The sequence below is a fragment of the Parasphingomonas puruogangriensis genome, from assembly GCF_036663635.1.
In the GTDB taxonomy this organism is placed as follows: domain Bacteria; phylum Pseudomonadota; class Alphaproteobacteria; order Sphingomonadales; family Sphingomonadaceae; genus Sphingomonas.
Window position 1 is genome coordinate 89079 of record NZ_JAXOJI010000006.1, and the last position, 19763, is coordinate 108841.

At 65.9% G+C, this 19763-nt stretch carries 21 protein-coding genes and 1 tRNA gene; 8 read left to right on the forward strand and 14 right to left on the reverse strand.

The window, feature by feature from the left end:
- Nucleotides 1-31: 31 nt before the first annotated feature.
- The 3 genes from U1739_RS14805 to U1739_RS14815 form a co-directional block, all read right to left on the reverse strand.
- Complete coding sequence (locus U1739_RS14805; protein ID WP_332709339.1) at nucleotides 32-2098, reverse strand: NAD(+) synthase; 2067 nt, start codon at nucleotides 2096-2098, stop codon at nucleotides 32-34.
- Nucleotides 2099-2142: 44 nt separating this feature from the next.
- Complete coding sequence (locus U1739_RS14810) at nucleotides 2143-3441, reverse strand: M20/M25/M40 family metallo-hydrolase (protein WP_332709340.1); 1299 nt, start codon at nucleotides 3439-3441, stop codon at nucleotides 2143-2145.
- Nucleotides 3442-3462: 21 nt separating this feature from the next.
- Nucleotides 3463-3539, reverse strand: a tRNA-Arg gene (locus tag U1739_RS14815).
- 74 nt (nucleotides 3540-3613) lie between these two features.
- Between U1739_RS14815 and U1739_RS14820 the strand changes: the two genes are divergently transcribed.
- Both U1739_RS14820 and U1739_RS14825 read left to right on the forward strand, forming a co-directional pair.
- Nucleotides 3614-4351: a queuosine precursor transporter gene (locus tag U1739_RS14820; protein ID WP_332709341.1), complete on the forward strand. Its 738-nt coding sequence runs from the start codon at nucleotides 3614-3616 to the stop codon at nucleotides 4349-4351.
- 3 nt (nucleotides 4352-4354) lie between these two features.
- Nucleotides 4355-4669: a hypothetical protein gene (locus tag U1739_RS14825; RefSeq protein WP_332709342.1), complete on the forward strand. Its 315-nt coding sequence runs from the start codon at nucleotides 4355-4357 to the stop codon at nucleotides 4667-4669.
- Here the strand turns inward: U1739_RS14825 and purQ are convergent.
- The 6 genes from purQ to U1739_RS14855 all read right to left on the reverse strand — a co-directional run bounded on the left by purQ (nucleotide 4666) and on the right by U1739_RS14855 (nucleotide 8826).
- Complete coding sequence (gene purQ, locus U1739_RS14830) at nucleotides 4666-5334, reverse strand: phosphoribosylformylglycinamidine synthase subunit PurQ (protein ID WP_332709343.1); 669 nt, start codon at nucleotides 5332-5334, stop codon at nucleotides 4666-4668. The genes U1739_RS14825 and purQ overlap by 4 nt on opposite strands.
- Nucleotides 5331-5561, reverse strand: a complete 231-nt coding sequence (gene purS / locus U1739_RS14835; RefSeq protein WP_332709344.1) for a phosphoribosylformylglycinamidine synthase subunit PurS — start codon at nucleotides 5559-5561, stop codon at nucleotides 5331-5333. Before purS ends, purQ begins: the two co-directional genes overlap by 4 nt.
- A gap of 24 nt (nucleotides 5562-5585) precedes the next feature.
- The gene (gene purC, locus U1739_RS14840) at nucleotides 5586-6365 is read right to left on the reverse strand and encodes a phosphoribosylaminoimidazolesuccinocarboxamide synthase (protein ID WP_332709345.1); all 780 of its coding nucleotides are present in this window, start codon (nucleotides 6363-6365) and stop codon (nucleotides 5586-5588) included.
- 98 nt (nucleotides 6366-6463) lie between these two features.
- Nucleotides 6464-7387, reverse strand: coding sequence for a hypothetical protein (locus tag U1739_RS14845; protein ID WP_332709346.1), 924 nt, complete (start codon nucleotides 7385-7387; stop codon nucleotides 6464-6466).
- Nucleotides 7388-7528: 141 nt separating this feature from the next.
- Nucleotides 7529-8437, reverse strand: coding sequence for an alpha/beta fold hydrolase (locus U1739_RS14850; protein WP_332709347.1), 909 nt, complete (start codon nucleotides 8435-8437; stop codon nucleotides 7529-7531).
- Nucleotides 8438-8658: 221 nt separating this feature from the next.
- Nucleotides 8659-8826: a hypothetical protein gene (locus U1739_RS14855; protein ID WP_332709348.1), complete on the reverse strand. Its 168-nt coding sequence runs from the start codon at nucleotides 8824-8826 to the stop codon at nucleotides 8659-8661.
- Nucleotides 8827-8943: 117 nt separating this feature from the next.
- On the opposite strand from U1739_RS14855, the gene gcvA reads away from it, so the two are divergent.
- From gcvA to U1739_RS14870, 3 genes are all read left to right on the forward strand, one after another.
- The gene (gene gcvA, locus U1739_RS14860) at nucleotides 8944-9864 is read left to right on the forward strand and encodes a transcriptional regulator GcvA (RefSeq protein WP_332709349.1); all 921 of its coding nucleotides are present in this window, start codon (nucleotides 8944-8946) and stop codon (nucleotides 9862-9864) included.
- A 9-nt stretch (nucleotides 9865-9873) separates the two neighbouring features.
- Entirely contained in the window at nucleotides 9874-12129 is a 2256-nt protein-coding gene (gene parC / locus U1739_RS14865; protein ID WP_332709350.1) for a DNA topoisomerase IV subunit A, read from the forward strand.
- 214 nt (nucleotides 12130-12343) lie between these two features.
- Entirely contained in the window at nucleotides 12344-13984 is a 1641-nt protein-coding gene (locus U1739_RS14870; RefSeq protein WP_332709351.1) for a putative bifunctional diguanylate cyclase/phosphodiesterase, read from the forward strand.
- Here U1739_RS14870 and U1739_RS14875 read toward each other — a convergent pair.
- From U1739_RS14875 to U1739_RS14890, 4 genes are read right to left on the reverse strand one after another with little or no spacing between them, the layout of a single operon-like run.
- Nucleotides 13957-15165 carry a CCA tRNA nucleotidyltransferase gene (locus U1739_RS14875; RefSeq protein ID WP_332709352.1) on the reverse strand — a complete coding sequence of 403 codons (1209 nt, stop codon included), beginning with the start codon at nucleotides 15163-15165 and terminating at the stop codon, nucleotides 13957-13959. The two genes, U1739_RS14870 and U1739_RS14875, sit on opposite strands and share 28 nt — an antisense overlap.
- Nucleotides 15153-15752 (reverse strand): CoA pyrophosphatase, encoded by a 600-nt coding sequence (locus U1739_RS14880; RefSeq protein ID WP_332709353.1) that lies wholly within the window; start codon nucleotides 15750-15752, stop codon nucleotides 15153-15155. The genes U1739_RS14875 and U1739_RS14880 overlap by 13 nt, the downstream gene beginning before the upstream one ends.
- Nucleotides 15749-16312: a DUF1285 domain-containing protein gene (locus U1739_RS14885; protein WP_332709354.1), complete on the reverse strand. Its 564-nt coding sequence runs from the start codon at nucleotides 16310-16312 to the stop codon at nucleotides 15749-15751. The genes U1739_RS14880 and U1739_RS14885 overlap by 4 nt, the downstream gene beginning before the upstream one ends.
- Before the next feature lie 35 nt (nucleotides 16313-16347).
- Nucleotides 16348-16860 (reverse strand): GNAT family N-acetyltransferase, encoded by a 513-nt coding sequence (locus tag U1739_RS14890; protein ID WP_332709355.1) that lies wholly within the window; start codon nucleotides 16858-16860, stop codon nucleotides 16348-16350.
- A 324-nt stretch (nucleotides 16861-17184) separates the two neighbouring features.
- Between U1739_RS14890 and U1739_RS14895 the strand changes: the two genes are divergently transcribed.
- A complete protein-coding gene (locus tag U1739_RS14895; protein ID WP_332709518.1) occupies nucleotides 17185-17556 on the forward strand; it encodes a dihydroneopterin aldolase in 372 nt (123 codons plus the stop codon).
- Nucleotides 17557-17561: 5 nt separating this feature from the next.
- On the forward strand, nucleotides 17562-17879 hold the full coding sequence (locus tag U1739_RS14900; protein WP_332709356.1) for a Rossmann fold domain-containing protein: 318 nt from the start codon (nucleotides 17562-17564) through the stop codon (nucleotides 17877-17879).
- A gap of 141 nt (nucleotides 17880-18020) precedes the next feature.
- On the opposite strand, the gene U1739_RS14905 is transcribed toward U1739_RS14900, so the two are convergent.
- Nucleotides 18021-18863 (reverse strand): hypothetical protein, encoded by an 843-nt coding sequence (locus tag U1739_RS14905; RefSeq protein WP_332709357.1) that lies wholly within the window; start codon nucleotides 18861-18863, stop codon nucleotides 18021-18023.
- A 215-nt stretch (nucleotides 18864-19078) separates the two neighbouring features.
- Between U1739_RS14905 and U1739_RS14910 the strand changes: the two genes are divergently transcribed.
- Nucleotides 19079-19750, forward strand: a complete 672-nt coding sequence (locus U1739_RS14910) for an energy transducer TonB (protein WP_332709358.1) — start codon at nucleotides 19079-19081, stop codon at nucleotides 19748-19750.
- Nucleotides 19751-19763: the final 13 nt, after the last annotated feature.

Below are 19763 nucleotides of genomic sequence, written 5' to 3' on the forward strand. Positions count from 1 at the left end.
CTGGAGAAGCGCGAGGCATGGCAGCGGCGCCTTACGGCACGTTCCGCGCCAACTCCTCCAGAAACACCGACGCCGTGCCATCCGATGGCGCCCGCCAGTCGCCCCGCGGTGACAGCGCGCCACCGGCCGAAACCTTGGGTCCATTGGGCAGCGCCGAGCGCTTGAACTGGCTGGTGACGAAGAAGCGCACCAGAAATTTCTCCAGCCAGAATTTGATCGTCGCCAGATCATAGGCCGCGCGCGCTTCGGGCGGGAAATGGTCCGGCCAGCGCCCAGCCTCCGCATCCTGCCACGCGTGCCAGGCGAGAAACGCGATCTTGGACGGGGCCAGCCCGTGGCGGATCGTGTAATGCAGGAAAAAGTCGTTGAGCGCATAGGGCCCGATCCGCGCCTCGGTACTCTGCAGCGCGCCATCCGCGCCGGCCGGCACCAGTTCCGGCGAGATTTCCGTACCGAGAATCGCTTCCAGCACGGCATCGGTGTCGCGGTCGAACTGATCGGTCTTGATGCACCAGCGAATGAGGAACTGGATCAGCGTCTTGGGCACGCCGGCATTGACCGCATAATGGCTCATCTGGTCGCCGACGCCATAGGTACACCAGCCGAGCCCGAGCTCGGATAGGTCGCCGGTGCCGACCACCAGCCCGCCGCGCTGGTTGGCCAGGCGGAACAGGTAATCGGTACGCAGGCCGGCCTGTACGTTCTCGAACGTCACGTCGTAGACCGGCTTGCCACCCCCCTCCAAACCCTGACCAAAGGGGTGGCCCATGTCGGACAGCATCTGGCGCGCGGCGGGGCGAATGTCGATTTCATCCGCCGACACGCCAAGCGCGCGCATCAGCGTCCAGGCGTTGGCCTTGGTATCGTCGCCGGTGGCAAAGCCGGGCATGGTGAAGCCGAGGATATCCGTGCGCGGTCGGCCGAGGCGATCCATCACTTTCGCGGCAACGATCAGCGCGTGGGTCGAATCGAGCCCCCCGGACACGCCGATCACCAGTCGCTCGGCGCGCGCCGCGACGAAGCGCTTGAGCAGCCCCTCGACCTGGATGTTGAACGCCTCGTAGCAATCGGCGTCGAGCTTTTCCGGCGTGTTGGGGACGAACGGATAGCGGCGAATCGCGCGCAGCAGGCCGGTATCGCCCAGGTCGGGCTCGTGCGTGAAGCTTATCCGGCGGAACGTCCTCTCCGGATCGCCGGCGAGCCGTGCCGCATCGTTGAACGTGCCGTTGCGCATGCGCTCCTGCGCGATCCGCTCGGCGTCGATATCGGCCAGCAAAATCTCCGGTTCAGGATCGAAGCGCGCCGATTCGGCGATCAGTTCGCCCAGTTCGTGGATCGTGCCCTGGCCGTCCCAGGCGAGATCGGTGGTGCTCTCCCCCGTCCCCGCGGCGGAATAGACATAGGCGCAGATGGCGCGCGCGCTTTGCGCCGCTGACAGCATCATGCGCTCGCGCGACTTGCCGATCGTGACGTTGGAGGCGGAGAGGTTGCAGCAGATCAGCGCGCCGGCCAGCGCGCCGTTGGTCGAGGGCGGGGTGGGGGCCCAATAATCCTCGCAGATCTCGGCGTGAAACACGAAATGCTCAAGGTCGTCCGCGGCGAAGATCAGATCGGTGCCGAACGGGGCGGCCTGGCCAGCGATCGTGATGTGCCCAGCCGTGATGCCGGCACCACTGGCAAACCAGCGCTTCTCGTAATATTCGCGGTAATTGGGCAGGAAGGTCTTGGGCACGACGCCGAGAATGCGGCCGCGCGCGATCACGACGCAGCAATTGTACAGCCGGCCGTTGCGGGGCAGGGCGGCGCCGACCAGCAGCACCGGGCGCAGCGTGGCGCTAGCCGCCACCACCGCGGCGATCGCCGCTTCGGTTGCCTGCTGCTGCGCGGTCTGCAGATGCAGGTCGTCGATCGCGTACGAGGTGAGGTTGAGCTCCGGGAAGACCAGCAGATCGGCGCCGCGCGCATGCCCCTGCTGCGCCAACGCGATGGTCGATGCGGCATTGGCGGCGGCATCGCCGACGCTGGCCGCCGGGGTGCACGCGCCGACGCGGATCAGCCCGTGGCTGTGGATCGAATGAAACGGATGCGATTGGGCCATGAGGCCGATGTAGCGACGCGCCGCGCGAGCGGCAAACGCTGAGGCTAGCTGCCGCTGCCGAGCCGCGTCATCAGGATCGCCGCACGCTTGGCCTGGCGGCGCATGCTTGCCAGATCGACCGTCTCGCCCGGCGCGTGATCGCCCGTGCTCGCCGGCCCCAGGCCGATCAGCCCGTCGACGTCATTGGCGACGAAGGAAATGTCGCCCGCCCCGCGGCGCAGCGGATCGAGCGGTGGCATCGCTGCCAAGCCCAGATCCTTGTTCACGCCGTTCAGCCGGTCGAGCAGCGCGCGATTGCCCGGCGTCGGCGCCATTGCCGGATAGCCGCCGGGCTCGAACACGATCTCGGCGCCGGTGCCGGGGGCGTGGCGCGCAACGATCGCGCTCATCTTGGCTTTCACCCGTGCGGTCTGGTCTTCCGACAGCGTGCGGAAATCGCCGCGCGCGATGGCGGTGGAGGGGATGATATTGGTCTTGCCGGTGGCGCTGACGCGCACGCCATCGCTATCCAGCGTGGCGGTGGCGCCGCCGGCGACTATTCCGGTGTTGAAGGTCAAATTGGGTTCGGGCAGCTCGGCGCGGAAGGCCGCGAGGATGCGCGCCAGTTCGTTGATCGCGCCGTCGCCATAGGTGTCGTTGAAGATCAGCGACGAATGGCCGGTCTTGCCTGTGGTCTTGAGGGTCCAGCTGTTCGACGAGCGCCGCGCGATCGACCCCATGTCCTGCCCGTTCTCCACGAACAGGCCCTCGAAATCGAGCGCGACATCGGCGCGCTTGCCGGCGGCGATCAAATCGGCGCGGGCGAGCGCGATTGGATCGCCCGAATCTTCTTCGTCGCCAGTGAGCACGATCTCGATGCTTGCCGCATCCAGCGTGCCGGCGGCTTTCATCGCGCGGAGCGCCGCGATCATCACCACCATGCCGCCCTTGTCGTCGCCGGCGCCGGGGCCCTCGGCCTTCTCGCCGGTCCGCACGAATTTCTGGAACGGCGAATCCTGTTCGAACACCGTATCGAGATGCCCGATCAGCAGCAGCCGCTTGGCCCCCGCTGTGCCGGTGCGCGTGGCGATCAGATGCCCGGCGCGCTTGGTCGCGGTCATCGGCTTCCACAGCACGGTGAAGCCCAATGGCTCCAGTTCGGCACGCACCATCTTGCCGACGGTTTCGACCCCGGCAAGGTTCATCGAGCCCGAGTTCTGATCGACCAGTTTCTGCAGCAGCGCGACCGAGCGCTCATATTCGGCATCTACGGTTGCCGTCATCCGTGCCTCTGGCGGGGTCAGCTTCGCCTGCAGCGGGGCGGCGAATAATGCGGTCGCAGCGAGAAACAGCGGCAATTTCATCAAGCGACCCCCAACAATCCTTGGCGCGCCCGGAGGGAGTCGAACCCCCGACCGAGGAGGTAGAAGCTCCTTGCTCTATCCAACTGAGCTACGGGCGCGCACCGCATCCGAATAGCGCGGATTGCGCAGCTGGGAAACCGGCTTCATACTCGTCGCAATGAGCCAGGGGGATATGCAGCACCAGCCGGCGCAAGTCGCCGCCAGCGCCATCGCCGCGCGGCAGTTACGCTATTTCGATTTCGTGATGGCGGCGTTCGTCGCGATCATCCTGCTGTCCAACGTGATCGGCGCGGGCAAGGTCGCGGTGATCCATCTGCCGTGGATCGGCGACTGGCCGTTCGGCGCGGGGATCCTGTTCTTTCCGCTGTCCTATGTGATCGGCGACGTGCTGACCGAGGTATATGGCTATGCCCGGGCGCGCCGGGTGATCTGGGCCGGGTTCGTCGCGGTCGCGTTCATGGCGTTCATGTCCTGGGTGGTCGTCGCGCTGCCGCCGGCGCCGAGCTGGACCAACCAGGCGGCGTATGAAACCGTGTTCGGGCAAGTGCCGCGGATCGTGCTGGCCTCGATGATCGCCTTCTGGGCGGGGGAGTTCGTCAATTCCTACGTCCTGGCGCGGATGAAGCTGTGGAGCGGCGGGCGGCATCTGTGGATGCGCACGATCGGCTCGACCATCGGCGGGCAGGGCGTCGACAGCCTGATCTTCTATCCTTTGGCCTTCTGGGGGGCGGTCGGCTGGACCAACGATCTGGTGCTGACCGTATTGGTCACGCAATGGGCGCTGAAGGTCGGCTGGGAAGTGCTGCTGACGCCGGTAACCTATCTGGTGGTCGGCTTCCTGAAGCGTCAGGAAGGGCTCGACGTGTTCGACGAGGACACCAATTTCACGCCGTTCCGGGCGCGGGTTTAGGCGTTGAGCGCATTGCAGGCGACTAAGTGGTGGCTGGTCAACAACGTGCATCTCGCGAAGGATGCGCTGCACGTCTATGCCGCGTTGCTGCTGTTGTTCGGTTCGGCGCTGCTCTTCGGCTGGCGCCTATCGTCGTGGCGGCCGTGGCTGGTGGTCGGCGCGGTCGCGGTGATCGGTGAGATCTGGGACATACGCGATCGCTATGTCGGCCATGTGCCGCAGCAGTTCAGCGCGAACTGGCATGACGTCTGGAATACGATGTTCTGGCCGAGCGTGATCCTGCTGCTGGCGAGGCGGACCACGCTGTTCGGGCGTTAAACCAACACCTGCTCCAGCAGCCCTTCAAACAGGCGCCGGCCGTCGCTGCCGCCGTGCGCGGCTTCGATGCGGCGTTCGGGGTGCGGCATCATGCCGAGCACATTGCCCTGCGCGTTGAGCAGTCCGGCGATGTTGCGCGACGAGCCGTTGACGCTTTCGCCGTAGCGGAACGCGACGCGGCCTTCGCCTTCGAGCCGGTCGAGCGTGGCATCGTCGGCGAAGTAATTGCCGTCATGGTGCGCCACCGGGACGGAGAGTGTCTCGCCGGCGTCGTAGCCGCTGGTGAACAGGCTCTGCGCATTGTCGACGGTCAGCGTCACGTCGCGGCACACGAAATCGATCCCCGCATTGCGCATCAAGGCGCCGGGCAGCAGGCCGGCCTCGGTGAGCACTTGGAAACCATTGCACACGCCGAGCACCGGCACGCCGCGCGCCGCGGCATCGCTCACCGCGCGCATGATCGGCGAGCGCGCGGCCATCGCGCCCGAGCGCAGATAATCGCCGTAGGAGAAGCCGCCGGGGACGGCGATCAGGCCAAGATCACCCGGCAGTTCGCTATCGCCGTGCCACACCATGGTCGGCGCGGTGCCGCCGATCTCGCGGATCGCCACGGCCAGGTCGCGGTCGCAATTGGAGCCGGGGAACACGATGACCGCGGCCTTCATGCGCGTTCGACCCGATAATTTTCGATCACGGTGTTGGCCAAAAGCTTGCGGCACATCTCGTCGATCGTCGCATCGTCCGTGTCGTCGGCGACATCCAGTTCGATCAGCTTGCCTTGGCGGACATCCTGGACGCCGGCGAAACCGAGGCCGTCGAGCGCCTTGTGAATCGCCTTGCCCTGCGGGTCGAGCACGCCCGACTTCAGCGTCACGATGATGCGGAGTTTCATGAATCTTCCTTCAAGCCGAGCGGCTTACTTGGCCTTGTTCTTACGATGCTTTTCGAGATCTAGCACCGCGCTGTCCGCACCCTCTGGAAGCAGCCCGAGGCGACGGGCGACTTCCTGATAGGCCTCTACTTCGCCGCCGAGATCCTGACGGAAGCGATCCTTGTCGAGCTTTTCGTTGCTCTCCATGTCCCACAAGCGACAGCCGTCTGGGCTGATTTCGTCGGCCAGGATGACGCGGGCGTAATCATTATCCCACAGCCGCCCGAATTCGAGCTTGAAATCGACCAGGCGGATGCCGACCGCGGCGAACATACCGCTCAGGAAATCGTTCACGCGAATCGCCAGATCGGCGATGTCGTGCATCTCTTCCTGGCTGGCCCAGCCGAACGCAGCGATATGCTCGTCGGTGATCATCGGATCGCCGAGCGCGTCATCCTTGTAATAATATTCGATGATCGTGCGCGGTAGCTGCGTGCCTTCCTCGATCCCGAGCCGCTTGGTCAGCGAGCCGGCGGCGACGTTGCGAATCACCACCTCGATCGGAATGATCTCGACTTGGCGGATGAGCTGCTCGCGCATGTTGAGGCGGCGGATGAAGTGCGTCGGCACGCCGATCAGGCCGAGCAACGTAAAGACATGCTCGCTGATACGGTTGTTGAGCACGCCCTTGCCGCTGATCGTGCCCTTCTTCTGGGCATTGAACGCGGTGGCATCGTCCTTGAAATACTGAATCAGCGTGCCGGGTTCGGGACCCTCGTACAGGATCTTGGCCTTGCCTTCGTAGATTTGGCGGCGGCGGGCCATATGGCATTACCCTTCGACAAGAGCGCCCCGCACCCACGGGAGTCGCGGGCCGGGGCGGGAATGAGCGCGCCTATATAGAAAGGGCGGCGCAGGTGCAATTACGCGTCGCTGCGATCTCCCGGCGGCGGCGCCATCGTGGCGGCGGGGCGCGGTGCCACCGGCGTGCCATCGGTACGGCGCAGGCGCGTGGGAAGAAACGGGCGCAGCTGGCGCCAGAGCAGCCACAACAGGAGCGCGGCGAGCATCGGTGGGCCGAAGATCGCGATGAAGCCGAGCACGAAGGCCAGCGTCGTCTGTGCCGAGGACAGGAACGTGTCGAGCGCGCTGGTCAGTGGCGCGCTGGCATCGAAGCCCCGGATGCCGGCGCCGGATTCGTAATCGAACGTCATCGGCGTGGTGGCGAGGCTGGCGCGCTGATCGGCGAGGTTGGCCGACGCGGCGGCAATCGTGGCGACGAGTTCGCCGCGCTGGCGCTGCAGTTCGGCGCGTTCGCTGGCGGGCAGGTCGCCACGCGCGAGCTGCTTGTCGATCCGCGCGAGTTCGTCGGCTACGCGCGCCTTGCCGGTGCTGAGCTGGGCGATTTCGGCGCCGGCATCGGTGCCGGTGATCTCGGCATCGATCAGCTTGCCGTCGGCTTTCTCGATCGCGGCGATGCCTTCCTTGCCGAAGGCGCGGGCGAGCGTGGGATCGAGCTTGAAGGCGAGCATTGCGCGGATGTCGTTCTCGCCAATCAATTGATAGCGCATGCCGGTGATGCGGCAGCGCGCGACGCCCAGTTTCTCGCACGCGCTGGCGTGGTTTTCCTGCGCGCTGGCGATGTTCTTGGGCGGAAGGCGGAAGGCATAGCGATAGGCGAAGGCGACGCCGGGGGCGGCGGTGATGTTGATGCCGGGCGCGGCGATGTCGCTGGTTTGGAGCGATTCGCTCTGGGCGGATTCGGACTGGGGGGATTCGGGAGCACGGCTGCAGGCGCTGATGGAGACCAAAGCGATCGTGGCGGCAGAAATCAGTGCGATACGCATTGTCCGGCTCCTATATACTATCTCATTGGAGGGGATGATGAAGCGTTCCGTGTGTGCGGTCAATTGAGTTTGGTCGGGCATTTTCCGAAACCCCGCTTGCTCTCCCGTCACCCCTGCCGTCGCGGGGATGACGGACGAGGCTCAGTGGCGCAGCGCAGCGGCGAGCAACTCCTTGGTCTTGGCCCACGCGGCGGTGTCCGGAGTGACGAGTTCGACGTGACCGGTGTTGGGCACGATGTGCAGCGCGATCTTGTCGCCAGCCTTTCGCGCCTGCGCCTCGTAGCCGGTCGCTAGGCGCATCGGGATGATGCGGTCTTCGCGGCCGTTGACGAGATCCTGCGCCACGCGCAGCGGAAGCAAACGCGGGACCGAAGTGTCGCGGTAGATATCGGGCCGGCTTTCGGTGGCTTTGCCGAGCAATTTGCTGACCACCTCGGTGCCGCAGCCATTGTCGGGGCTGGCGGCGGTGGCTTCGAGATCGGGGAGGCCGCCCAAGCTGATGACATGGGCGATCTTGAGCGGGTGGGCGGTGTGCAGCGGGCTATCCTGGGGCAACTTAGCGCGCGCGGCGAGCCAGAGGGCGAGGTGACCGCCCGCGCTATGGCCGATGGCGACGATATGCTTGGTGTCTAGGCCGTATTCCCTCGCGTGATCGCGCAACGCATCCGCGGCCTCGCCGGTGTCCTGGAAAGTGCCGGGATAGCCGCCGCCGGTGCGGTCGACGCCGCGATAGTCGATGTTCCACACCGCATAGCCGGATTTGCGCAGATCATCGGCCACCCAGTTCATCAGGCTGCGATCGGCGATGCTGGTGGTCCAGCAACCGCCATGCACCATGAGCACGGTGGGGTATCGCTTGCCCTTGGCGCGGGGGGCGGCAGGGAGCCAGAGATCGACCTTCTGCAGGTGATCGGGGCCGTAGGCGATGGTCGCATCGGGCGCGGGCTTGGGGCGGCTGGTGAGATCGTCCCAGGTGAGCAGTTTGGGGGGCTGGGCGGCGGTCACTGCGGAAGTGAGCGCGATCAGCGCGAGGATAGCAAGACGGAACATCTGGCAGGCTTAGCGGCCGGGGGCGGGGGAGGCGAGGCTGTCGCCAAATATACCTAACTTTCCCCGGCGCAGGCCGGGGCCCAGTCGCGATGGCAGAAGCTACGTCGCGCAGCGCCCGATAATTACTATCTCGCTACTGGGCCCCGGCCTGCGCCGGGGAAGCGTTTGTTCGCCGGGGAAAGCGCAATGGTTACACAGGCCGACCTGCCCTGCTGCCGCACTCAACGCGCCGTCTTGTCGCGGCGCGGCGCGTGCTTCCATGGCGCGTCGAACTGATAGGCGTTGAGGCGCTGGAGGCCGATGGCCATCGTCTTGAACAGCTTATGGATGCCGTCGCTCAGGCTATGGTGATTGTCCGCCCAATCGCGGCCCAGGAAATCGTCACGCATTGTCTTCTTCCTTCGTCTGCCATGTGCTGCTGACGACTTGGACTATGTCCGGCTATAGTTGCGCACGCCAACAAAGCGTTGGACAAGGATGACAAGCCAGCCTTATCAACTGAGCCCATGCGCCGCCTGCCACCCCTCTCCGCCGTTCGCGTGTTCGAGGCCGCCGCGCGGCACGAGAATTTCACCGTTGCGGCCGGCGAACTGGGCATGACGCAGGCGGCGGTGAGCTATCAGATCAAGCTGCTCGAGGAGCGGCTCGGCGTGCCGTTGTTCCGCCGCGAGAAGAAGCGCGTGGTGCTGACCGAGGCGGGGCGGCGCGCCGGGCCGCAAGTGTCGCGCGCGTTCGATGGGCTCGATGCGGCGTTTGCCGGGATCCGCGCAGAGGATTCCGCTTTGTTGACGGTGTCCACCTCGACCACCTTCGCCAATACTTGGTTCGCGTGGCGGCTGGGCAGTTTTCAGATGGCGCATCCCGACATGGCGGTGCGCCTGCACACCAGCGATGCGATGGTCGATTTCGCGGCCGACGATATCGACTGCGCGGTGCGATCGGGGGTGGGCGAGTGGCCGGGGTTAGTGAGCGAGAAGCTGGTGCCGATCGAATTTACCCCGATGTGCAGCCCGGCCTTTCTCACGCGCCATGGCGGCGCAATCGCGATCGACGACCTCCATCAACTGCCGCTGATCGGGCCGGAGGACCCGTGGTGGCCGGTGTGGCTGGCGAGTGCGGGCAGCACGCCGCCACAGGGGCCGCCGCGGCGCGGGGTGCGGCTCGATTCGCAGGCGTTGGAGGGCAATGCGGCGATCGCCGGGCAGGGCATCGCGCTGCTGACGCCATTTTTCTGGCGCAATGATCTCGCCGATGGCCGGCTGGTGCGGCCGTTCGATCACGTCGCGACGCAAGGTTTTGCCTATTGGCTGGTCTATCCCGAGCATCGCCGGCTAGTGCCCAAGATCCGCCAGTTCCGCGATTGGCTGACGATCGAGATCGCACGCGATTTCGCCGAGACCATGGCGCGGACGGAATCGCACTGCTAACCGATAGCCATGCCAGCAGACGTGAAAGACCCGGAAGACCCCTTCAACGCCATCATCGACGCCCCGTTCGATAGCGCGCTGAGCGATCGCTATCTCGTCTATGCGCTGTCGACGATCACCGCGCGGTCGCTGCCCGATGTGCGCGACGGGCTGAAGCCGGTGCATCGCCGATTGCTATGGGCGATGCGGCTGCTCAAGCTCGATCCGTCCCAGGGCTACAAGAAATGCGCCCGCGTTGTCGGCGACGTGATCGGCAAATATCATCCGCATGGCGATCAGTCGGTCTATGACGCGATGGTGCGCTTGGCGCAGGATTTTGCGATGCGTTACCCGCTGGTCGACGGGCAGGGCAACTTCGGCAATATCGACGGCGATAACGCCGCCGCCTATCGCTATACCGAGGCGCGGCTGACGCAGGTCGCGATCGACATGATGGAGGGGCTCGACGAGAATGCCGTCGATTACCGCCCGACCTACAATAACGAAGACGAAGAGCCCGAATTGCTGCCGGGCCTGTTCCCCAATCTGCTCGCCAACGGCGCGGCCGGGATTGCCGTGGGCATGGCGACGAGCATTCCGCCGCACAATGCCGCCGAACTGTTCGACGCGGCGATCCTGCTGATCGACCAACCCGATGCCAGCGACGCGCAGGTGCTGGAGCATGTCCAGGGGCCGGACTTCCCGACCGGCGGGCTGGTCGTCGATTCGCCCGCCGCGATCGCCGAGGCCTATGCCACCGGACGCGGCGGCTTCCGCGTGCGCGCGCGCTGGACGATAGAGAAGGAGAAAGGCGGCGGCTGGAATGCGATCGTTACGGAGATCCCGTACGGCATTCAGAAGGGCAAGCTGATCGAGCAGATTGCCGGCATCATCAACGACAAGAAATTGCCGATCCTGGCCGATGTGCGCGACGAATCCGATGCGGTGATCCGCATCGTGATCGAGCCGCGCAGCCGCACGGTCGATCCCGACATGCTGATGGAGAGCCTGTTCCGGCTTTCCGACCTGGAAAATCGCGTCAGCCTGAACCTCAACGTGCTCGACAAGACGCGCACGCCGCGCGTGATGTCCTTGCGCGAGGCATTGCACGGCTGGGTCGAGCATCAGTTCGTCGTGCTGCAGCGGCGCTCGCAGCATCGGCTCGACAAGATCGCCGATCGGGTCGAGCTGCTCGACGGCTATCTGATCGCGTATCTCAATCTCGACCGGGTGATCGAGATCATCCGCACCGAGGACGAGCCCAAGCCGATCATGATCGCCGAATTCGGGCTGACCGATCGTCAGGCTGAGGCGATCCTCGACATGCGGCTGCGCCGGTTGCGCAAGCTGGAAGAGATGCAGATCCGCAAGGAACGCGACGGGCTGGAGACGGAGAAAAGCGGGCTGGAGCTGTTGCTGGGCAGCGAAGCACGGCAGCGCACCCGGCTGAAGCGCGACATGGGCAAGCTGCGCGAGCGCTATGGGCCGGAGACGCCGCTCGGCAAAAGACGCACGACGATCGCCGAGGCGGCGCCTTCCCGCGAAATTCCGATGGAGCTGATGATCGAGCGCGAGCCGATCACCGTGATCCTGTCCGAACGTGGCTGGATCCGCGCGATGAAGGGGCATGCCGACGAGGCGGCGCTGGCGGGGCTCAAGTTCAAGGAAGGCGACGGACCGATGTTCGCCTTCAACGCGCAGACCACCGACAAATTGCTGCTCGCCGCCGAGAATGGGCGCTTCTTCACACTTGGCGCGGACAAATTGCCCGGCGGGCGCGGCTTTGGCGAGCCGGTGCGGCTGATGATCGATCTCGACGGCGACGTCGGCATCGTCGCCTTGTTGCCGGCGAGCCGCGCGAAGAAGCTGCTGGTCGCAGCGACCGACGGACGCGGCTTCATCGTGCAAACGACGGATACGATCGCTGAGACGCGCAAGGGTAAGACGGTGGTGACGCCGCGCCTCGGGGCGAAGCTGAAACTGGTCAAGCCGGTCGATCCGGCGGCGGATTATGTTGCGGCGATCGGCGATAATCGCCGGCTGCTGGTGTTTCCGATCACCGAACTGGCCGAACTGTCCAAGGGGCAGGGGGTGCAGTTGCAGCGTTATGGGGATGGTGGATTGTCGGATGCCGTCACTTTCGTGTTCGCCAATGGGCTGAGTTGGACCATGGGCGGGGATACCGGGCGCACGCGGACCGAAGCGGATTTGTCGCAGTGGCGCGCGGCGCGTGGCGCTGCTGGGCGCATGCCGCCATCGGGTTTTCCGCGTGACAACAAGTTTTAGGGTGATCGCTTCGGAGCGACCGTAGACGGAAAACTAATGTACATCAGTTTATACGATTAAATAGGCGATAAATTCCGTTTCATTGGCGAAATAATACGCTCTTTCAGCGTCCTTTAACAAACTTGCCGTAGCGCCAAGCAACATGGCGCCGACAAAGCCTCTTACCCTGATCAAGTCCGAGCCACCGGTATCCGCCGAGGGGGCGCAGTGTCGCATGCCCGATCTCGGGCTGGCGACTGCGGCGATCAACCTGCTGCCGATCCCGGCGGCATTGGTGGTTCAGCCAGGCCACGCGCCAATGTTGCTGACCTGCAATGTGCCGTTCCAGCACGCTGGCCTAGGCCAGGCCGGCCAGGAATCACCGTTCGTGGTGAAGGCGGCGGCAGAAATTATCGCCTTTCTCGACAGTGACTCGCTGCAGCGGGAGTTTTCCTGGCAGTTTGGGGATGCAGTGGATTGCCGGCATTACCGCGTGACGCTGGCGCGGATCGTGCGCGGCGACGTGCGGCGCTGCCTGGTCACGCTGGTCGATCATACTGCCGAGCTGCGCACCGAGCATAATTTGCGGCGCGAGATGCTGACCGACAGCCTGACCGGATTGCCCAACCGCGCGGGCTTTTCCGACCGGCTGGAAACGATGCTGGCCAATCCGCAGGAGCGCGGCGGCTATGCCATCATGGTGCTCGATCTCGATCGCTTCAGCCGGGTCAATTCGTGCCTCGGCTCGATGGCGGGGGATGAGTTGCTGATCACCGTCGCGCGCCGCCTGAAAGGCGCGATTCGCGGGCACGATATTCTCGCGCGAACCGGGGGAGATGAATTCGGCATCCTGCTGACGCTTGAGGAAGGGCCGAGCGACGCCGAGCAAGTCGCCAAGCGGATCGAAGGCGCGCTGGCGACGCCGTTCCGGCTGACCGGGTTCGAGATCATGGTGTCGTGCTCGATCGGCATCGCCTACGGTTCCTCCGACGTCGACGATGCCGAGGAATTGATCCGCCACGCGCAGTTCACGGTCAAGCGCTCGAAGGTCAGCGGCAAAGCCGAATCGTACCAGATCCAGGCGTTCGATATCGCACGCGAGCAGTTCGGCATGGAGACGGCGCTGCGCCGCGCGATCGAAAATGGCGAGATGCGACTGACCTATCAGCCGATCTGCGACCTTTCGACCGGCAAGGTCGTCGCGTTCGAATCGCTGGCGCGCTGGACCGACGCGGAGGGGCGCGCGCATTCCCCCGAGACGTTCATCCCGGTGGCAGAAGAATCGGGGCTGATCGTGCCGCTCGGGCGCTGGGCGATTGATGAGGCGGCGCGTACGCTCGCAGAATGGGACGTACGGGCGGACGGCGATTGCGGGGCGAAGGTCGCGGTCAACCTGTCGGCGATCCAGTTGCAGCGCGATGCGATCCCGTTGCTGGTCGAGCGCGCGCTATCGACCTACGGGCTGGCCGGGCACCGACTGTCCCTGGAACTGACCGAAAGCGCGCTGGTCACCGATCCCGATCGTGTCGCGGGGATCATGCATGCGTTGAAGGCGCTCGGCACGACCATTGCGATGGACGATTTCGGCACTGGTTATTCGAACCTCGCTTACCTGCAGAAACTGCCGATCGACGTGCTCAAGATCGATCGCAGCTTCATCACCGGCATGCTCGCCGATCGCGACAAGATCGCCATCGTGCGTGCCATCCTGAGCCTAGCGCAGGCGCTGGGCATGATGACCACGGCGGAGGGGATCGAAACGCGCGAACTCTCGCAGACGCTGGCGGCGCTCGGCTGCACTTACGGCCAGGGCTATGTCTATGCCCGGCCGCTAGAAGCCGAAGCGGCCTACGCTTTTCTGTCCGCGCGCCACTGAGCGGCGGCTTCGTCGGCGAGCGATGCGACGCGCGCGGCGTCGGGGAAATCCTCCGCAATCCACGATTCTTCGATCTGACGAAGCATCCGCGCAACGTCAGGGCCCTTGTCGAGCCCGCGCGCGACGAGCTGACCGCCGGTCAGCGGCAGTACCGGCGGCGTCCAGTTGCCGAGCTGGGCAAGCTGGTCGAGCGGGCGATCCGACAGCAACAGGCGGTCGGTGGCGAGCGCGAGGCCGAGGCGATAGCCGATCGCTTGCGGTGATTCACCGCCGACATGCGCCGCTCCGCTGATCAGCCGGCGACGATCGAGCTTCGATAAACGCAGCCGCGCGCCGACATTTTCGGCCAGCGTCTCGTCTGCAGGGAGCAGGGCGGCGAGACGGCGCAGCGGATCGGGCGCGATACTGCCCGCCGCTTCACGCTCGGCAAGCCGCGCAAAGCGAGCGACGCCGGCGGCGTCGATCTCCGGCAAGACCGGCGCGAGCACGGCATTTTCCACCATCAGCCCGACGACGCGGACCGCATGACGCGCGACGAGCAGCTTGAGCAGTTCGGCGGCGATGCGTTCGCGCGACAGCGCCATCAGATCGTTGGCGCGGTCGATACAGGCGGCGAGACCGGCGGCGTCGGGGGCGTCCCCGAAGCGCGCGTGGAAGCGGAAGAAGCGCAGGATGCGCAAATGATCCTCGGCAATGCGCTGCAGCGGATCGCCGATAAAGCGTACGCGGGCGGCGGCGAGATCGTCGAGCCCACCAAAATAGTCGATCACCGCGCCGGTCAGCGGATCGGCATAGAGCGCGTTGATCGTGAAATCGCGCCGTGCCGCATCTTCGCGCCAGTCGTCGGTGAAGGCGACCACGGCGTGGCGGCCGTCGGTCGAGACGTCGCGGCGCAGCGTGGTGACCTCGACCGGGCCCGAGGCCAGGACGGCGGTGACGGTGCCGTGGGCGAGGCCGGTGGGGACGACCTTGATCCCGGCGCGCTTTACGGCGTGGATCACGTCTTCAGGCTGATGGCTGGTGGCGAGATCGATGTCGGCCGCGTCGATGCCAAGCAAGGTATCGCGCACGATGCCGCCGACAAAGCGCACCTGGCCGTGCGCCGCGCCGAGCGCCTCGGTGAGTTCGGCGAGACCCGCGCGGGCGCGAAACGCCGCATCGGGCGCGATCATGCGGTCCATCGCAGCCGCCGCGACAGGTTGACGATCATCGCCGCGGTGGCCCCCCAGATGCGGTGGCCGTCCCACAAAATCTCGTAATAATGCCGGTTGCGACCCTGCCATCCGACCGTCGCTTCGAGATGGTTGGCCGTGTCGAGCATGAAGCCGAGCGGCACTTCGAACACTTCGGCGACCTCGGCGGCGCTGGGCACCAGCACGAGATCGGGCGGCACGACGCCGATCACCGGGGTGACATCGAACCCGGTGATCGTGCGGTAGCGGTCGGCAGTGCCGATGACCCGCACCGCGGCGCGGGGCAAGGCGATTTCCTCCTCCGCTTCGCGCAGCGCCGCGGCGGTAGCATCGACGTCGTCGGGATCGATGCGGCCGCCGGGAAAGGCGACCTGGCCGGCATGTTTGCGCATCGTCTCGGTCCGTCGGGTGAGCAGCACGCCAGGCTCGGCGCGATCGGTAATCGCGATCAGCACGGCGGCCTGCGCCGGCGCCGACAGGTCCGGCTCGCCATCATGATGATCGCCGGTGAGTAGGGCGGTATCGAGGTCGTGACCGGCGCTCAGCGCGCGGGCCAGGCGATCGTCCAGCGTCACGCGGATTCGAGCGCGAAGAAGGCGCCATTGCTCCACACGCCCGACGGCCGTTCGTCGCCGGCCAGCGCCAGCGTGGCCAGTTCGTAATAGACCGGGCGCGCAACCAGCGCCTCGAGCCCGCCGCGCACGTGGAGATAGGGGCGGGGGCCGTCCTCGCCATCGGCGAAGCGCAGCGGATGATCCGCGCCCGCGCTGACCAGATCACCGGTGTTGAGGCGGAAGGCCAGCTTGGTCGCCGGCCCCGCGCCCTCGACCTTGAGTTCGACCGCCTGGAATGGCGCATCGTCGACGACGATATCGAGCTTCTCGACCGGCGTGACCAGGACATAGCCGCCATCCGCCTCGCGCCGCAGGATGGTCGAGAACAGGCGCACCATCGCCACACGGCCGATCGGCGACCCCTGGTGAAACCAGGTGCCGTCACGGGCGATGCGCATCTCGCTGTCGCCGCAATGCGTCGGGTTCCATTTATCCACCGGCGGGAGTTTATTCTCCTCGGCCAGGCGGGCAATGTCGGCGAGCGATAGCGCGGAGAGATCGGGCAAGGGAGGCATGGGCATGCCGCTGGGTAGGCCGCTCGCCCGCGCCGGGCAAGTCAGGCGTCGACCGCGATCCGCGGTCCCAGCATCCCGGCGCCGCCCGGCACGCCTGGGCCACGGGCGAGCAAGCGGTGGCGCTCGACCGGGCCGGGCACGCGCCAGCCGCCGGTCTGCGCCGCGCTGAAGCCGAAGAGGCGGCCATAATAATCGGGATCGCCGATCAGCATGAGCGCGCCGCCTTGCCCGGTCGCATCGGCGGCTTCGAGCGCGTGGTGGATGAGCAGGCGGCCGATGCCGATATCCTGGCGGTGGGGGGAGACGGCGACGGGGCCGACCATCACCAGCGGCACGGTCGTGCCATCATCGCCGTCCAGCGCGATCGGCCAGCATTGGATCGTGCCGACCAAGACACCCTCTTCGGCGGCGGCGAAGCTCAGATCGGCAAGCGCGGGCATGGCGTCGCGGATGCGATAGGCGGTGCGGCCGTGCCGATCGGGTCCAAACGCGGCATCGAGCAGCTGCTCGACCGCGGCGGCGGGAATATCGGCAAGGGGCACGATCTGCACCACGGGAATCTCCTCGGCCCGGATAGCCTGCGGGCCGCGCGCTTTAAACCGCGAGTGGGTGAACGCAAGCGGAATGGGAAGATCCTGCTGTGTTACCACCGTTACCATAGCGCTTTCCCCGGCGAAGGCCGGGGCCCAGTCGCGGCAGCCGATGTAATGAAGGGCAACCCGTCGATTGCCGCCGTTCCGCGACTGGGCCCCGGCCTTTGCCGGGGGACTTGAGCCGAGGATGGAAGGATGGTGACACCTTGCCATCGCGCGGCTTCCGCTTCCGCGGCCATCTGCTATGGCGCGGCGGCGCGCGCGCCGCGCGCTGAAAGGCTGACCTTGGACGACCGTCTCACGCTCGAAGTACATGATCTCGAGGTGCAGGTGCTGACCGGTATCTATTCCGAAGAGACGCATCTGCCGCAGCCGTTGCGCATCTCGATCGATGTCGAGATCGACTGCCCGGCACATTATGCGCCGGATACGCCGCTCAACGCTTCGAAGAATTATCTCGATCTGAAACACGCAGCGACCACCGCGCTGCCGGCCGGCGTGCATTTCACGCTGATCGAGGGCGTCGCGGACCATATCGCCGAGACGTTGTTTCTACAGGATGCCCGGGTGCGCCGCGTGCAGGTGAAGATCGTCAAGCTGGCGATTTCGGAAGCGGGCGAATCGATCGGCATGACGCTGATCCGGCATCGGCGCTGACGCCGATGCTGGCCGAGGTCGTCGCGGCGCTGGACGGGCAGGCGCTGGTGCTGCCGGCGCTGGCGCCGCTGGCGGACACCCTGGCCGCGATCGAGGCGGCGATGGCGGACATGATCCTGTTGCTGGCCGGCGCGGATCTATCCGCCGTCGACCGCGCTATGCTGCTGGCCGCGATCGGACCGCTGGCGGTGGCGCGGGCGCCGCTGCGGGTGTGTGCGCTGGATATCGCAGCGGGCGCGACCGTTGCGGACGTCGTCGCGGCGGCGCAGTTTTTGGCCGGGGCGGCATCGACGACGGGCCAGGTGCTGGCGATTGGGCACTAGCCGACGTCTAATCTGACTAGCGACACCGCTGCAGAGCGAACGTTGTTCCCCCGCGAAAGCGGGGGGCCAGGGTCACACGCGATATCGTCTGAAGCACTGGGCTCCCGCTTTCGCGGGAGAACAGAAGAAAGCGAGCACGCCCTATTCCCGTTCGCACGCGCCCAATTCTTCCATCACGAAGCGGTAATCGTCGCGCGCAATCTCGGCATCGGCCGGTTCGGTGCTGGCCAGCGCGCTGTCGGGCAGCGTGGCGGGGAGGGCGCAGGCCAGGCGGTACCATAATAAGGTGTCGCGTGGCGGCGGGGCGCCGCGCTGATCGACCACGTCGGCCAACGATACGCCCCACCGCCGCGGGGCATCGGGCATGCGCGCGATGCCGAGCGAGACCGGGCGACCATCCGCAGTGGTGAGGAAAATCTGCGTCTCGCCTTCACCGGGCAATGTGCCGGCGACATGAAAGGCATTGCCGATGCCGGTGACTTCCGGCGGGGCACTGGCGGCGACCGCCTCCGTGGTGATGCGGCGGGCGAGCTCGCCGGCGCCGGGCGTCCAGGTGCGCTGCGCGTCGGGGCGGACCAATTGCAGCTGGCTGGCGCTGCCGGCGACGGCACGGGCGAACAGCAAGACGCGAAGCCGTTTCAGATTGGGCAGTTTCCCGCGCGAATCGGGCAGCACATCGAGCAGGTAACCGATTCGCGGCGGCAGCGCCTGGGGCCCGCGAATCAGTGCCAGCACGTCCGCCTCGACGTAAAGTCGCACCCGGCCAGGCGGCACGGCGGCGGCTTCCGGCCCTTTTATTCGCGTCGTGCTGCGGATCGCCGCTTCGACGATCACCGGCGCGGCAAGCACCAGATCGGCATAGACCGGATAGGGTGGGGAGGGCGCGGTAAAGGCGGGGTTAACAGGTTGTTGCTGCGCCGCGGCGGGGCAGACGGCGGTGGCGGCAAGGGCGATTGCCCATAGCGGTTTCGAGGCAGAAATCATGTGCGACAAGGTAGGCGCTGGCCGACGCTTTAAACAGAAATAATTCTGCAGCTTCGCGATTGTACGTTTGTTGCGTCCGACAAAGCGTTTGCGTCGTTGTTTACCTCACGATAGAGGTTCGGCTCTGTCTGAGGATACACTAGCCCATGGCAGGCGGAGTTATGGCCGAAAGGGCCGGAACCGAATTGGCCGTGATAGAGGAGTGTCGTTTCTGAATGGCCTATGCTGACCAAAAAATGAGCGGTGGGAAGGTGGTCGCGATCGTTATCGTCGCGCTCATCCACGCCGTGATCGGATATGCCTTCGTTACCGGACTCGCGTACAAGTACGTGAAGAAGGCAACGGAGAAGATGGACGTGTTCGACGTGGAGGAGCCACCTCCCCCGCCGCCGGACGAACCACCACCGCCACCACCCGACACGCCGCTGACGCCACCACCCGTGGTGTCGCCGCCGCCGATCGTTAACGTGCCCCGTCCGCCGGTCCAGATTCAGACCGTGCAGACGCCACCGCCAGCGATCCAGTACACCCCGGTTGCTGCCCCGCCGGCGCCGCCTGCTCCTCCAGCGCCGCCTGCGCCGCCGGTGGTTAACAAGGCAGCTGGTGCCAAGGGTAATCCAGCCGACTGGGTCACGAACGACGATTATCCGCCCGCGGCGATCCGTGCCGAGGCTGAAGGTCGCACGAGCGTAGCCTGGGAGATCAATGCCCAGGGCAGGGTCGAGAATTGTCGCGTGACATCGTCCAGCGGCAATGGCGATCTTGACCAGGCAGCTTGCCGAGCGCTGACCCGTCGTGGGCGCTATTCGCCGGCGCTCGATCAGTCGGGTAATCCGATCCGGTCGCGATCGAGCCGGACGGTCGTCTGGAAATTGCCGCAGGATTAACGCGCGTGGGGGA